This is a genomic window from Curtobacterium citri (assembly GCF_030362955.1).
Taxonomy (GTDB): Bacteria; Actinomycetota; Actinomycetes; order Actinomycetales; family Microbacteriaceae; genus Curtobacterium; species Curtobacterium citri.
In genome coordinates, this window is sequence record NZ_JAUCML010000014.1 from 21,972 (window position 1) to 35,693 (window position 13,722).

General features: G+C 73.9%; 12 protein-coding genes. 2 read left to right on the top strand and 10 right to left on the bottom strand.

Annotation, left to right across the window (positions count from 1 at the left end; translation table 11 throughout):
* Positions 1-14 precede the first annotated feature (14 nt).
* The 7 genes from QUG92_RS16095 to QUG92_RS16125 form a co-directional block, all read right to left on the bottom strand.
* Entirely contained in the window at positions 15-3,713 is a 3,699-nt protein-coding gene (locus QUG92_RS16095; RefSeq protein ID WP_289459967.1) for a chromosome segregation SMC family protein, read from the bottom strand.
* Between the two features lie 33 nt (positions 3,714-3,746).
* Entirely contained in the window at positions 3,747-4,718 is a 972-nt protein-coding gene (gene mutM / locus QUG92_RS16100) for a bifunctional DNA-formamidopyrimidine glycosylase/DNA-(apurinic or apyrimidinic site) lyase (protein WP_289459968.1), read from the bottom strand.
* Positions 4,719-4,722: 4 nt separating this feature from the next.
* Entirely contained in the window at positions 4,723-5,448 is a 726-nt protein-coding gene (rnc, locus tag QUG92_RS16105) for a ribonuclease III (RefSeq protein WP_069710667.1), read from the bottom strand.
* Positions 5,449-5,461: 13 nt separating this feature from the next.
* Positions 5,462-5,665, bottom strand: coding sequence for a 50S ribosomal protein L32 (gene rpmF, locus QUG92_RS16110; RefSeq protein ID WP_058728177.1), 204 nt, complete (start codon positions 5,663-5,665; stop codon positions 5,462-5,464).
* Between the two features lie 43 nt (positions 5,666-5,708).
* Positions 5,709-6,275, bottom strand: coding sequence for a YceD family protein (locus tag QUG92_RS16115; protein ID WP_289459991.1), 567 nt, complete (start codon positions 6,273-6,275; stop codon positions 5,709-5,711).
* A 70-nt stretch (positions 6,276-6,345) separates the two neighbouring features.
* Positions 6,346-6,840 (bottom strand): pantetheine-phosphate adenylyltransferase, encoded by a 495-nt coding sequence (gene coaD, locus QUG92_RS16120; protein ID WP_289459969.1) that lies wholly within the window; start codon positions 6,838-6,840, stop codon positions 6,346-6,348.
* Between the two features lie 27 nt (positions 6,841-6,867).
* Positions 6,868-9,066 (bottom strand): ATP-dependent DNA helicase RecG, encoded by a 2,199-nt coding sequence (locus tag QUG92_RS16125; RefSeq protein ID WP_289459992.1) that lies wholly within the window; start codon positions 9,064-9,066, stop codon positions 6,868-6,870.
* A gap of 153 nt (positions 9,067-9,219) precedes the next feature.
* Here QUG92_RS16125 and QUG92_RS16130 point away from each other — a divergent pair, with 153 nt between their 5' ends.
* Positions 9,220-9,780, top strand: coding sequence for an RsmD family RNA methyltransferase (locus tag QUG92_RS16130; RefSeq protein ID WP_182047919.1), 561 nt, complete (start codon positions 9,220-9,222; stop codon positions 9,778-9,780).
* Between the two features lie 188 nt (positions 9,781-9,968).
* Here QUG92_RS16130 and thiL read toward each other — a convergent pair whose 3' ends face one another.
* Positions 9,969-10,994, bottom strand: a complete 1,026-nt coding sequence (thiL, locus tag QUG92_RS16135) for a thiamine-phosphate kinase (protein WP_289459970.1) — start codon at positions 10,992-10,994, stop codon at positions 9,969-9,971.
* Positions 10,995-11,018: 24 nt separating this feature from the next.
* Here thiL and QUG92_RS16140 point away from each other — a divergent pair, with 24 nt between their 5' ends.
* A complete protein-coding gene (locus tag QUG92_RS16140) occupies positions 11,019-11,504 on the top strand; it encodes a DUF3515 family protein (RefSeq protein ID WP_182047921.1) in 486 nt (161 codons plus the stop codon).
* A 43-nt stretch (positions 11,505-11,547) separates the two neighbouring features.
* Here the strand turns inward: QUG92_RS16140 and QUG92_RS16145 are convergent, their stop codons facing one another.
* Both QUG92_RS16145 and QUG92_RS16150 read right to left on the bottom strand, forming a co-directional pair.
* Positions 11,548-12,645 carry a D-alanine--D-alanine ligase family protein gene (locus QUG92_RS16145; RefSeq protein ID WP_289459971.1) on the bottom strand — a complete coding sequence of 366 codons (1,098 nt, stop codon included), beginning with the start codon at positions 12,643-12,645 and terminating at the stop codon, positions 11,548-11,550.
* Between the two features lie 32 nt (positions 12,646-12,677).
* Positions 12,678-13,691, bottom strand: a complete 1,014-nt coding sequence (locus tag QUG92_RS16150; RefSeq protein WP_069711316.1) for an NAD(P)H-dependent glycerol-3-phosphate dehydrogenase — start codon at positions 13,689-13,691, stop codon at positions 12,678-12,680.
* Positions 13,692-13,722 lie beyond the last annotated feature (31 nt).

Genomic DNA, 13,722 nt, shown 5'->3' on the forward strand with positions numbered 1-13,722 from the left:
CGCCCCCGCGTCCGCTAGGCGACCGCGGGCTCGCGCCGCTGCACCCGCTGACCGACGACGGCGGACACGCCGTCCTGCCGCATCGAGACGCCGTACAGCGCGTCGGCGATCTCCATCGTGCGCTTCTGGTGCGTGATGACGATGAGCTGCGAGGACTCGCGGAGCCGCTCGAACACCGTGAGCAGTCGTCCGAGGTTCGCGTCGTCGAGCGCCGCCTCGACCTCGTCCATGATGTAGAACGGCGACGGGCGCGCGGTGAAGATCGCCACCAGGAGTGCCACCGCCGCGAGCGACCGCTCCCCGCCGGAGAGCAGGGTGAGCCGGTCGATCTTCTTGCCGGCGGGCTTCACCTGCACGTCGAGCCCCGTCGCGAGCATGTCGTCCGGGTTCGTCAGCGTGATGGACCCCGTCCCGCCCGGGAAGAGGATCGGGAACACCACGTCGAACGCGGCCTTCGTGTCGTTGTACGCCGACTCGAAGATCGTCTGCATCTTCGTGTCGAGCTCCTCGATGATCGTGAGGAGGTCCGTCCGGGTCTTCTGCAGGTCGTCGAGCTGCTCCGCGAGGAACGCGTGCCGCTGCTCGAGCGCCTGGAACTCCTCGAGTGCGAGCGGGTTCACCTTGCCGAGCCGGCCGAGGTCCCGCTCGGCCGCCGCGAGCCGCTGCTCCTGTTCGGCGCGGACGTACGGCACGGTCTCGACGTCGGCGCGGTCCACTCCGTCGGTGGCGTCGAACTCGGGCAGCGCGGGTCCGCCGGGCAGGGTCGACTCGGCCGGCACGAGGTCCGCGTCGTCGACGTCCTCCGCGGGGTCCTCGTCGCCCCGGGCCGCTGCGTCGGCCGCCCGGGCACGCTCGGCCTCGCGGTGCCGGCGGGCGAGCACCCGCGGGTCGACCAGCACGTCGACCGGTACCGGGACGTCGGGACCGTACTCCGCGACGAGCACGGCCTCCCCCAGCCCGAGCTCGCTCTGCGCGCGGTCGAGCACGCCGGACACGTGCAGCTTCTTCTCGTAGATCTCCATCTCGAGCGAGTGCACGCCGTCGGTGATCGTCTGCAGCCGGTCGCGGAGCTCACGCTCCTCGTTCCGGATCACCTGCAGCTCGGTGTTGCGCTTCGTGCGCTCCGACTCCTCGGTCGCGAGCCGGACCCGGGCCTCCGCGAGCGAGCGGTCGACCGCGGCGAGCACACCGGGCAGGTCCGCGAGCACGTCCTCGGCCACCGCGATCTGGGCGCGCCGGACGACCGCCCGGCGCGCTGCCTCCTCGGCAGCAGCGCGCTCGGCCTCGAGCTGCCGCTGCAGCCCCGCCGCCCGGTTCCGCTCCGACCGCGCCCGCTCGCGCACGGTCTCGACCTGGATCCGCTGCTCGATCTGCGCCGCACGCGCGCCCTCGAGCGCCTCCTGCAGCGCGGGCCGCCCGGAGGCGTCGACGACCGGTCGTGGTCCCTCGTCGAAGACCCGCCGGGCCTCCTCGGCCTCGCGCACGGCACGGTCGACGGTCTCGATCGCCCCGTCCGTCTCGGCGAGGGAGGCGCGCAGCCGGTCCACCTCGGCGACGGCGTTCTCGGCCTTCGCCCGCGTGGACGCGCTCGACCGGTCGTACTCGGCCTTCGCCGCGGTGTGCGCGCGGAGCGCCCGGTCGGCCTCCTCGGCACGGCGGCGGGCCTCGTCGACGGCGGTGCGCGCGGCCTGGAGGCCCGTGGCCGCGTCGGCCGCGTCCGTCGCCACCGCGTCACGACGGCCCTGCGCGTCGTCCCGCTCGGCCACGAGCTCGATGCGGGACACGGTGCGGGCACCGCCACCGGTCACGCGGACGGTGCGCACGAGGTCACCGGAGCGCGTCACGACCGTCGCGTGCGGGGCGGCGGCGAGCACGGACTCCAGGTCGACGTCCTCGTCCACCGCGACCAGCGTCGTCCGGAGCACCGCGGTCAGCGCGGCCGGACCCTGCACCACGTCGAGCGCCGGCCGGACACCGGCCGGCAGCGTGCTCGGCAGCCCCGGACCGTCGACGACGGCGTCGGCGACGACGACGTCCACGCGGCCGAGGTCGGCCTCGCGGGCGTGCGCGACCGTGGCGAGGGCGGTGCCCCGGTCGGCGGCGAGCACGGCGTCGGCCAGGCCGTCGAGCGCCGTCGCGACCGGCGCCTCGAACCCGGGCTCGACGGTCAGCGCGTCGGCGAGGCGACCGAGCACGCCGTCGCGCCGGGCGTCGACCACGGCCTGCGAGCCGTCACGGACGTCGATCGACATGCCGAGCGCGGCGACGCGGGCGTCCAGGGCGTCCCGCTCGCGCTCGAGGGCGTGCAGCCGGTCGCGGAGGGCGTCGCGTGCGGTCTGCGTGCGCTCGAGCTCCTGCCGCGCCTCGTCGTGCGCCGTGGCGAGGGCGTCGACGTCGACGCCCTCCGCGGGATCGAGGCCGATCTCCTCGAGTGCCGCCGTGGCACGGGCGGCGCGGTCCTCGGCCTCCGCGAGGGCACGGGCCCGACGGTCGCGGTCGGCGACGACGGACGTGCGACGCGAGCGGGCGACGTCGACGGCGGCGCCGAACCGCTGGGCCTCGAGGTCGTGCCGGGACACACGCGCGGCCTGCGCGGCGATCTCCTCGTCGAGTGCGTCGAGTCGGGCACGGGCGTCCTGCACGGCCGCGGCGGCGGCACCGGAGCCGGCGGTCATCTCGGCAGCGCGCGCCTCGAGCCGCTCCGCCTCGGCGCGGACACCCTCCACCCGCTCCGGGGTGATCGTCGGTCCCTGCTGCGGGGCGTCGGCCTGCTGCGCGAGGAACACGAGCCGCTGGTTGGCCAGGCTCGACAGGCCGCGGAGGCGCTCCTGCACGCTCTCCAGGCGGTGCACCACGGTGCGGGCGCGATCGACGTCGTCCCCGACCATGCTCTGCTCGACCTGCTGCTGTCGGGCGCGCGTCTGGTCGAGGCGTTCCTGCAGGACGACCCGCTCGGACTTCCGACCCGTCTCGACCGCCTGGTGCTCGTGCAGCTCGCGGCGCAGCCGGACCACGTCGTCCGCGAGGATGCGCGCCTTCGCGTCACGCGCGACCGCGGCGACGGACTGTGCCTTGCGCGCGACCTCGGCCTGTCGGCCCAGCGGCTTCAGCTGGCGCCGGATCTCCCCCGCGAGGTCGGACAACCGGGTCAGGTTCGTCTGCATCGCGTCGAGCTTGCGGAGCGTCTTCTCCTTGCGCCGGCGGTGCTTGAGGATCCCGGCGGCCTCCTCGATGAAGCCGCGGCGGTCCTCCGGGGTGGCGTGCAGCACCTTGTCGAGCTGGCCCTGCCCGACGATGACGTGCATCTCGCGCCCGAGCCCGGTGTCGCTCAGGAGCTCCTGCACGTCGAGCAGACGGCAGTTCTCGCCGTTGATGGCGTACTCGCTCCCGCCGTTCCGGAACAGCGTGCGGGAGATCGTCACCTCGGCGTACTCGATCGGCAGGAGCCCGTCGCTGTTGTCGATCGTCAGGAGCACCTGCGCGCGGCCGAGCGGGCCGCGCGTCGAGGTCCCGGCGAAGATGACGTCCTCCATCTTGCCGCCGCGGAGGGTCTTCGCGCCCTGCTCCCCCATGACCCAGGCGAGGGCGTCCACCACGTTGGACTTGCCCGACCCGTTCGGCCCGACGATGCAGGTGACACCCGGCTCGAACGCGAACGTCGTCGGCTGCGCGAAGGACTTGAACCCCTTGATGGTCAGGCTCTTCAAGTGCATGCGGGTCTCCGGAGTCTCTCGCTTCCGGGCAGGCTAACGCCTGCGCAGGCGCGGAGCGGGCTGGCACACGGGGCAGCGGTGGCTCGACCGGTTCATGAAGGCCTCGCGGACGATCGTCGTGCCGCACCGCGGGCACGGCTTCCCCTGCTGCCCGTACACCGCCAGGCGCTGCGAGAAGTACCCGGACTGCCCGTTGACGTTGACGTACTGCGCGTCGAAGCTCGTGCCGCCGTCCTCGAGCGCCCGGCCGAGGACGCTGCGGACCTCGGCGAGGAGCCGGTGCAGGTCGGCGCGGGGCAGGCGCTCCGCGGGCCGGTCGAAGTGCAGTCGCGCAGCCCACAGCGACTCGTCGGCGTAGATGTTGCCGATGCCGCTCACGACACCCTGGTCGAGCAGGACGCGCTTGATGCCGCTCGAACGCTTCCGTGCCGTCGCGACGAACCGGTCGTCGTCGAACGCGGGGTCGAGCGGGTCGCGGGCGATGTGCGAGACCTGCGTCGGGATGCTCCGCCGCCACGCCGCGTCCGGCTCCCGCTCGTCGACCGCGCCGGCGGCACCGGCCGGGGCACCGTCGATCGTCGGGACCATCGCGTCGATCGCCATCGACCCGAAGGTGCGCTGGTCGACGAACTCGAGTTCGACCGGTTCCTCCGGACGGCCGTCGCGGTCGGGACCGGTCGGATGCACGTCGATCAGGATGCGGCGGTGCTTCGCGGCCGGGCGACCGCGGCCGAGCAGCACCTGGCCGGACATCCCCAGGTGCGTGACGAGCGCCTCGGGACGGTCGCCGTCGTGTTCGGGCACCAGCGGGAACCACATGAACTTGCCGCGGCGCACGGCCGCGGCGATGGTCCGGCCGGTCAGCCGCTCGGCGAAGTCCTCTGCGGGGCCGTCGTGCCGGGTGAGCGCACGGTCGTCGACGACGTCCACGTGCAGCACGCGCGCACCGCTGACGGCGGGTTCGAGGCCGGCGCGGACCACCTCGACCTCGGGGAGTTCGGGCACGCGGTCAGGCCGCCCGGCCGGACAGGCGCGTCCACGCCTCGAGCGCGGCGGCCATCTCGGCGGTCTTCTTGCTCGAGCCGGAGCCGGTCGCGACGTCCTCGCCCTGCAGCACGACGGTGGCGTGGAACGTCTTGTCGTGGTCCGGGCCCTCCTCCGTCACGCGGTAGGCGGGGTTGCCGAGGGTCAGGCTCGCGGCGAGCTCCTGCAGGCTCGTCTTCGGGTCCATCGCCGCACCGAAGCGGGCGGGGTCGACCAGGAGCGGCTCGACGAGGCGCAGCACGAGCGCGGTCGCGTCGTCGGGGCCGGCGGACAGGAACGTCGCGCCGATGACGGCCTCGACCGTGTCGGCGAGGATGGACGCCTTGTCACGGCCGCCCGTCTGCTCCTCGCCCTTGCCGAGGCGCAGGTAGGCACCGAGCCCGATCATCCGGGCGATCTCGGCGAGGGCGACCGTCGAGACGAGGCTCGCGCGCCGCTTGGCGAGCTCGCCCTCGTCGAGGTCGGGGAAGGACCGGAAGAGCTTCACGGTCACGGCCTGGCCGAGGATGGAGTCCCCGAGGAACTCAAGGCGTTCGTTGTGCCCGATCCCACCGTGCTCGTACGCGTACGAGCGGTGCGTCAGGGCGAGCTGGAGCAGCTGGAGGTCGAGATCGACCCCCAGGATGCCCTGCAGACGAACGACGTCCGACCCCACGGGGCGGGACCCCGCGGCGCCGGACGTCGCTGTCATGTGCGGTGTCCGATCAGACGTCGGCGACCTTGCGGCCCTTGTACTCCATGTACAGGGCGGTGCCGGCCGAGTCCTCGACGACCTTCGCGCGGTGCGGGAGGCTGTAGGTGACCTTGCCGTTCTCGATCGTCTTCACGAGCTGGACCGGCGCGGCCTTCCACTGCGAACGACGGGCGTGCGTGTTGGCACGGGACTGCTTGCGCTTGGGAACGGCCATGGTGGTTCTCTTTCGGTTGGTCGGTGGTCAGGGGCGAGGAGCGTCAGGCCGTGCGGCCGTCGCCCTCGGGGCTCTGGGTGGGGGTGTTGCCGTCGGTGTCGTCGCCGGCACCCTGGAATCCGCTCAGTGCGGCCCAACGGGGGTCCAGGACCTCGTGCACCGGGTGCTCGTCGAGGTCGGCCAGCCGCTCACCCGTGACGGGGTCGAGGCCGGGGCAGTCCGGTCGGCAGACCGGCTGGAACGGCAGCGACAGCACCACCGCATCTCGAACGACCGGTTCGCAGTCCACGTGGTCGTCGCGAACGAAGAAGTCGAAATCCTCCGAGACATCGTACGCGAAGAGCTCGGCGAAATCGACCTCGACCGGTTCGCTGATGTCGATGAGGCACCTCGAGCACTCGCCGGTCGCCTCGGCCGAGGCGTGACCGGACACCAGGACGCCCTCGTGGAGGCCCTCGAGCTTGACGTCGAGCTGCATCGGAGCGCCCTCGCGCACGGCGATCAGGCCGGCTCCCATCGCGTCCGGCGCCGCGACGTCGAGCGAGTGCTCGCGCATCTCGCCCGGACGGTGCGCGAGGTCGCGCACGCGCAGGGCGTAGGGGCTGTTCACGGGGGAAGACACGATCGACGAGTCTACCGCGATCTGCGGCGGACGTCGAGGACGCCCGGGTCGCGGCGTGTCAGCGTGCGAGACGCTCCGCGAGCGCGTCCGCGACGACGACCGGCACGTACGGGGTCACGTCGCCCCCGAGCGTGGCGACCTGGCGGATGAGCGAGCTCGACACGTGCGCCCGCGAGGCCTCCGGGAGGAGGAACACCGTCTCGACGTCGGCCAGGTGCCGGTTCATGATCGCCATCGGCGTCTCGTACGCCACGTCCTCGCCGGACCGCACGCCCTTCACGAGCACGCCGGCACCGACCTGTCGGCAGTAGTCGACGAGGAGCCCGGAGGTCCACTCCCCGACCCGCACGGTGTCCGGCACGCCGACCTCGGCGAGCGACCGCTCGATGAGCCGCACGCGGTCGGCGGCGGCGAACATCGCCGGCGGCTTCTCCGGGTTGTGCACCACGAGTACGTGCACCTCGTCGAACAAGCGGGCGGCACGACCGATCACGTCGAGGTGCCCGAGGGTCACGGGGTCGAAGGAACCGGGGACGACCGCGATCTGTGCCATGCCGCCGACGATACCGGCGGCCCGGTGTCAGTTCTTGCCGAGGAACGCGGCGTCGGACTCGTCCAGGCGCCGGGCCAGGGCCTCGCGCAGCGCGGGGTGCCCTCGGAGCTCCGGGTCCGGCTCGAGGACCCGCTCGGCCTCGCCTCGGGCGTCGACGATGAGGTCGGCGTGCTCGACGACGCGCAGCAGGTTGAGGGACGACCGACCGCCGGACTGCCGCTCGCCGAGCACGTCGCCCTCGCGCCGGAGCTCGAGGTCGACCCGGGCGAGCTCGAAGCCGTCGTCGGACGCCGCGACCGCGTCGACGCGCTCGCGTGCGGTCGTCTCGGCCTCGGCCGTGGTGACGAGCAGGCAGACGCCGGCGTACTGCCCGCGGCCGATGCGCCCGCGGAGCTGGTGGAGCTGCGAGACGCCGAAGCGGTCGGCGTCGAGGACCGCCATCATCGACGCGTTCGGCACGTCGACACCGACCTCGATCACCGTCGTCGCCACGAGCACGTCGACGTCGCCGGCCGCGAAGGACGTCATCACGCGGTCCTTCTCGTCTGCGGTCATGCGCCCGTGCAGCACCTCGATCCGCCGGCCCTGCAGGACCGGCATCGTCCGCATCCGCTCGGCCGTCGCGAGCACCGTCGCCGGGGCGCGCTTCGGGGTGTCGTCCTCGGCGGGCTCGGGGCCACCGTCGTCCTCCGCGTGCGCGTCGTCGATGGCCGGGCAGACCACGAAGGCCTGGCGCCCGGCGGCGAGCTCCTCGGCCATCCGCGTCCAGATCCGCCCCTCCCACCCGGGGTGCTCGGCGAGGCCCACCGCGAAGGTCTCGATGCCCGCGCGTCCGGACGGCAGCCCGGTGATGGTGGAGACGTCGAGGTCCCCGAACACCGTCATCGCCACGGTGCGCGGGATCGGCGTCGCCGTCAGGACGAGCACGTGCGGCGGCGTCGCGCCCTTCGTCCGCAGGGCCTCCCGCTGCTCCACGCCGAAGCGGTGCTGCTCGTCGACGACCACGAGTCCGAGCTCGGCGAAGTCGACCCGGTCGCCCAGGAGCGCGTGCGTCCCGACGACGAGCCGGGAGCTGCCGGAGGCGGCCGCGAGCAGGGCACGACGCCGCTCGTCGGTCGACTGCGAGCCGGTGAGGATGACCGGCCGGAGCTCCGCGGCGAGGTCCGGACCGAGGAACTTCACGATCGAGCGGAGGTGCTGCGCCGCCAGGACCTCGGTCGGCGCGATCAGGGCCGACTGGCCGCCGGACTCCGCCACGGTGAGCATCGCGCGGATCGCCACGAGGGTCTTGCCCGAGCCGACCTCGCCCTGGACGAGCCGGTGCATGGGCCACTCGCCCGCCAGGTCGTGCGCGATCTCGGCGCCCACCGCCTGCTGGTCGTCGGTCAGGGTGAACGGCAGCGAGGCGTCGAAGCGCTCGAGGATGCCGCCGCTCGACGCCGTCCGCGGGGTCGCCGCCGTCGCGCGGGCCGCGATCCGCCGCTGCACGAGCGCCGTCTGCAGCACGAAGGCCTCGCGGTAGCGCAGGGCGTCCTGCGCCCGCTTGAAGTCGGCGACCTTCTCCGGCCGGTGCAGGAGCTCGAGGGCGCGACGGAACGGCACCAGGCCGAGGCGCGTGCGCGCGGGTGCCGGGACGGGGTCCGGCAGGTCGGGCAGGGTGTCGAGGAGGACCGCCATCGCCTTCGCGATCTGCCACGAGGTGAGCGAGGCCGTCGCCGGGTAGATCGGGATCGGCTGGCGGGACCAGCGGATCGCCTCCTCGTCCTCGGGGTCGGCGGTGGCGCGCGGGTCGTCGGCGTCGAACAGCTCGTAGTCGGGGTGGGCGAGCTGGCGGGCGCCGCGGTAGTCGCCCACCTTGCCGGCGAAGATGCCGCGGGCGCCGGGCACGAGGTCCTTCGTGCGCCAGCCCTGGTTGAAGAACGTCAGGGTGAGCAGGCCCTTCCCGTCGCCGATCTTCGCCTCGAGGATCGAGCCGCGGCGGGCGCGCATCGTGCGCTCACGGACGTCGATGACCTCGGCGACGATCGTCACGGACTCCCCGATCGCGAGCGAGTCGAGGGCCGTCAGCGCCCCGCGCTCCGCGTACCGGCGCGGGGCGTGCTCGAGGAACTCGCCGACCGTGCGGTACCCGAACGCCTTCTCGATCGCCTTGGCCGTCCGGCCGCCGAGCACGCCGCCCAGCCGCGCGTCGAGGGGTGCGGGCCCGAGGTCCGGAGGCCCGACGATATCAGCGGGTCCCGCGGGGTCGGCGGACTCCGTCGGTGCCGCGGCGTCGGAGGTGTCGGAGGTGACCACGCGACCACGGTACCGGGCGCGACCGACGCACCGGGTGCCTCCCGACCGCCCTGTGGACGGCACGCACGCCGCTACGGTGGCTGCATGACCCGCATCATCGCCGGCGCCGCCGGATCCACCGCGCTCCGCGTGCCGAAGTCCGGCACCCGGCCGACGAGCGACCGCGTCCGCGAGGCCCTGTTCTCGTCGCTCGAGGCGCGGGGGCTCGTCGACGACGCGGCGGTCGCCGACCTGTACGCGGGGACGGGCGCGCTCGGGCTCGAGGCGGCGTCGCGCGGTGCGGTCGAGGTCGTGCTCGTCGACCGCGCGGCACCCGCCGTCCAGGCCTGTCGTGCGAACGCGAAGGCGGTGCAGCAGCGGGTCCCGCGGGTCCGGATCGACGTGCAACCGCAGCCCGCGCTCGGGTACCTGCGCAGCACCGTGCGGACCTTCGACCTCGTCTTCGTCGACCCGCCCTACGACGTCGCCGAGGAGGAGATCGCCGACGTGCTCGAGGCACTCGTGCCACGGCTGACGGCGGGGGCCGTCGTCGTCGTCGAGCGCAGCAAGCGGTCGCCGGAGCCGACGTGGCCGACGGGGCTCGCCCCGTTCAGCAAGCGCAGCTACGGGGAGACGGTGGCCTGGGAGGCCGTCACCCCGTCCTGAGGCGGAGCTCGGCCGGCTGCGGGGCGCACCTGGTGCGACACGACGCGCGTCGATCGACGCGTGGGAAGTCGCAACATGCGTGTGCATCTGGTGCACGTGCATCGTGCGACACGACGCGCGTCGATCGATGCGTGGGACGTCGCGTCACGTGGTACCGCCGGCCGGGAGGCACGGCGCGGGCCCGGCGGTCAGCCCGCGGCGCCGTCCCAGTCGGCGTAGGGGTCCCACCCGGTCGTCGGGACCGGCGCACCACCGCGCACCAGGTCCGCGGCTCCGCGGTCGACGACGACCCCGATCCGGCGGAAGCCCCCGGGCAGCGCGACGTCCGGCGGGAAGGTCGCGAGCAGGCCGTGGTCCTCGCCGCCGTGGAGGGCGAGGTCGTCGAGCGGTCGGGTCGCGTCGAGCGGTCCGTCCGCGTCGAGTGCGAGCGTCACCCGGCTGGCTCGGGCGAGGCGCCCGGCGTCGATCGCCAGGCCGTCGGAGAGGTCGAGCATCGCGGTCGCCCCCGCGGCGGCCGCGGCCGGACCGTCGGCGATCGGCGGCACCGGACGGCGCTGCCGGGCGACGTCCGGGTCGGTGTCGGCTCCGCTCGCGACCGTCGCCGCCCGCGAGGGCTCACCCTGCGGGTCGACGCCCTCCCGGAACAGCCGCGCGAGTCCACGCGCCGCCCGGCCCAGCTCGCCGGACACCGCGAGCACGTCGCCGACGCGGGCCCCCGACCGGAGCACGGGCGGCCGCCCACCGAGGTCGCCGAACGCCGTCACCGAGACCGTGAACGTGGCGGAGGTCGACAGGTCGCCGCCCACGACGCCGCAGCCGGGCGACAGGGCCGTCACCGCCTCGCGCACGCCGTCCGCGAAGGACTCGAGCACCGCGACGGGGGTGTCCTGCGGTGCGGCGAGGGCGATCACGAGCCCGGTCGGCACCGCCCCCATCGCGGCGACGTCGGACAGGTTCGTCGCGGCCGCCTTCCACCCGACGTCGGCGGGCGACGACCACGCCCAGCGGAAGTCCGGCCCGTGCACCATCATGTCCGTCGTCACGACGAAGCGGCCGTCCGGAGCGGCGACGACCGCGCAGTCGTCGCCGGGGCCGAGCAGGGGTGTGCCGGCGGGCAGGCGTCGGACGATCCGGTCGAGGACCGCCAGCTCACCGGCCGTGCCGACCGTGTCCCCCGCGGTCGGTCCGGTCCAGGCTTCGTACGTCGCGTCCACGGGGCAACGGTAGCCTGGACGTCGATGGACACCGTGCGCCGCCCCCTCCGCTGGACCGCGATCGCGGGCGTCCTCGTCGCCCTCGCCGCCGGGCTGACGGGCTGCTCGAACGCCGTGTCGATGGCCCCGGCTCCGTCGGCCGACGCCGCCCAGTGCGCCGCCGTCCAGGTCCGGCTCCCGGCGGTCGTCGGGAACGACCAGGCGCTGCGGAACACCGACGCGCAGTCGACCGCAGCGTGGGGCGACCCGACCGCGGCGCTGTACCACTGCGGCGTCGCGGTGCCGACGGTGTCCGACCTGCCGTGCTTCAGCAAGGGCGGCGTCGACTGGATCCGCGACGACCGCGGGGCGCAGGTCGTCTACACGACCTTCGGCCGGTCCCCCGCGGTGCAGGTCGTCATCGACACCACGAGGACGACGGACCAGGTCGTCCAGGACCTGTCGGACGTCGTGTCGCTGCTGCCGAAGGACGGACACGCCTGCCTCGACCCCTCGGACGTGCAGGGCTGAGACGTGCAGGGCTGACGCGTGCGGGGCTGCCGCGCCCGCGACGTCAGCGGACGGCGGTGCGGCCCAGCTCGATGAGCTCCGTGACGAGCTCGCCGTAGGACACCCCGGACGCCGCCCAGCAGCGCGGGTACATCGACAGGGGCGTGAAGCCCGGCATGGTGTTGACCTCGTTGACCACGAACCCGTCCTCGGTGAGGAAGCAGTCGACGCGAGCGAGTCCGGCGCCGCCGATGGCGTCGAACGCGCGGGCGCCGATGGCCCGGATCGCCGCGGTCTCGTCGTCGGTCAGCGGCGCGGGGCACAGCAGTGCCTCGTCCCCGCCGAGGTACTTCGCGGCGAAGTCGTAGAAGCCGTCCTCGGCGACGACGATCTCGCCCGGCAGGCTCGTGCGCGGCACACCGTCGCGGCCCTCGAGCACGGCGACCTCGACCTCGCGCCCGACGACCCGCGGTTCGACGATCACCTTGGCGTCGTGCTCGAACGCCAGGTCCATCGCCGCCGCGAGCTGCGCGGGCTCGTCGACGCGCGAGACGCCCATGCTGGAGCCGGCGCGCGCGGGCTTCACGAACAGCGGCCAGCCGTGCGTCGCGACCGTGCCGGCGACCCCGTCCGGGTCGGCGGTCCACTCGCGCCGGAGGACCGTCGTCCACGGGGCCACCCGGAGCCCGGCGTGCTCGAGCACCGCCTTCGCGGTGTGCTTGTCCATCGCCAGGGCGCTCGCGAGCACGCCGTCGCCGACGTACGGCAGCCCGGCGACCTCGAGGAGCCCCTGGACCGTGCCGTCCTCGCCGAACGGGCCGTGCAGGATCGGGAACACCACGTCCACCGCGATCGTGGCGACCGTGCCGTCCGGGTGGGAGACGACGAGCTCTTTCGTCGCCGGCGACGTCGGGAACGCCACGCGCGTGCCGTTGTCCGGCACGGTGGGCAGCGCGCCGTCACGGAGCGCCCACTGGGCCGGGTCGTCGGACTGCAGCGTGAACGCGCCGTCCTTCGTGATCCCGACCGGCACGACCGTGTACGCCGAGCGGTCGACGACGTCCATGATGCCGCCGGCGGTGACGCAGCTGATCTCGTGCTCGCTGGACCGGCCGCCGAAGAGCACGGCGACGGTCGTGGGCGCGGGGGCGATCGTGGGCATGGGGGTCCCCTTGCTGGTCGGGCCCGGACCGGTCACTCGCCCTGGGGCTCGTCGGTCTCGGTGAGGTGCGGCGCGATGTTGCGCGGATCGAGCCTACCGGCGAGGACCTCGGCCACCTGGCCCACGATGGGCATGTCGACGCCGTTCGCCGCCGCGAGCTCGAGGATCGGGGCGACCGATGCCAGGCCCTCGGCGGTCTGGTCCATCTGCCGCACGACCTCGTCGAACCGGTACCCCTGGCCGAGCAGGCGGCCGGCCGTGTTGTTCCGCGACAGCGGCGACTGGCACGTGGCGATGAGGTCGCCGAGGCCCGCGAGCCCGGACAGCGTCGAGGGCTGCGCACCGAGCGACACGGCGAAGTCGGTCATCTCGGCGAGGCCCCGGGTGATGATCGAGGCCTTCGTGTTCTCGCCGTAGCCGACGCCGTCGACGATGCCGATCGCGACGGCGATGAGGTTCTTGAGCACCCCGCCGAACTCGGTGCCGATGACGTCCGTGTTCGTGAACGAGCGGAAGTACGGGTTCGTGGCGACCGCGGCCACCGCGGTGGCGGTGTCGATCGACGTGGACGAGACCACGGCGGCGGTCGGCTGCCGCCGCGCGATCTCGAGCGCCAGGTTCGGGCCGCTCGCGACGGCGATGCGGTCACGGTCGATCCCGAGCCCCTCGTGGAGCACCTCGCTCATCCGGAGGCCCGTGGCCTTCTCGACGCCCTTCATCAGGCTGACGACCGGCACGTCGTCGCCGAGCAGCGGCGCGATCGCGTCGAGGTTCGACCGCAGCGACTGCGACGGCACGGACACGTAGACCTGCTGCGCGTCGGCGAGGACCTGCTCGAGGGAGGTCGACGCGGTGAGGGTGCGCGGGAGGTTGATGCCGGGCAGGTACCCGGAGTTGCGCTTCGTCTCGGTGATCTCGCGGGCGACCTCGGGACGCCGGGCCCAGAGCACCGTCGTCGCCCCGCCCTCGGCGAGCACCTTGGCGAAGGTGGTCCCCCAGCTGCCGGCACCGATCACGGCGACCCGCGGCTTGTCGGTGGACTGCATCACCACGCGGATGGCGGCGGTGTCGACCGCA

Bases quoted from the DNA above. Each gene is read 5' to 3' on its own strand.
- QUG92_RS16095 (WP_289459967.1), bottom strand. From the start codon at position 3,713: ATGCACTTGAAGAGCCTGACCATCAAGGGGTTCAAGTCCTTCGCGCAG.
- rnc (WP_069710667.1), bottom strand. From the start codon at position 5,448: ATGACAGCGACGTCCGGCGCCGCGGGGTCCCGCCCCGTGGGGTCGGAC.
- rpmF (WP_058728177.1), bottom strand. From the start codon at position 5,665: ATGGCCGTTCCCAAGCGCAAGCAGTCCCGTGCCAACACGCACGCCCGT.
- coaD (WP_289459969.1), bottom strand. From the start codon at position 6,840: ATGGCACAGATCGCGGTCGTCCCCGGTTCCTTCGACCCCGTGACCCTC.
- QUG92_RS16130 (WP_182047919.1), top strand. From the start codon at position 9,220: ATGACCCGCATCATCGCCGGCGCCGCCGGATCCACCGCGCTCCGCGTG.
- QUG92_RS16140 (WP_182047921.1), top strand. From the start codon at position 11,019: ATGGACACCGTGCGCCGCCCCCTCCGCTGGACCGCGATCGCGGGCGTC.
- QUG92_RS16145 (WP_289459971.1), bottom strand. From the start codon at position 12,645: ATGCCCACGATCGCCCCCGCGCCCACGACCGTCGCCGTGCTCTTCGGC.
- QUG92_RS16150 (WP_069711316.1), bottom strand. From the start codon at position 13,691: ATGCAGTCCACCGACAAGCCGCGGGTCGCCGTGATCGGTGCCGGCAGC.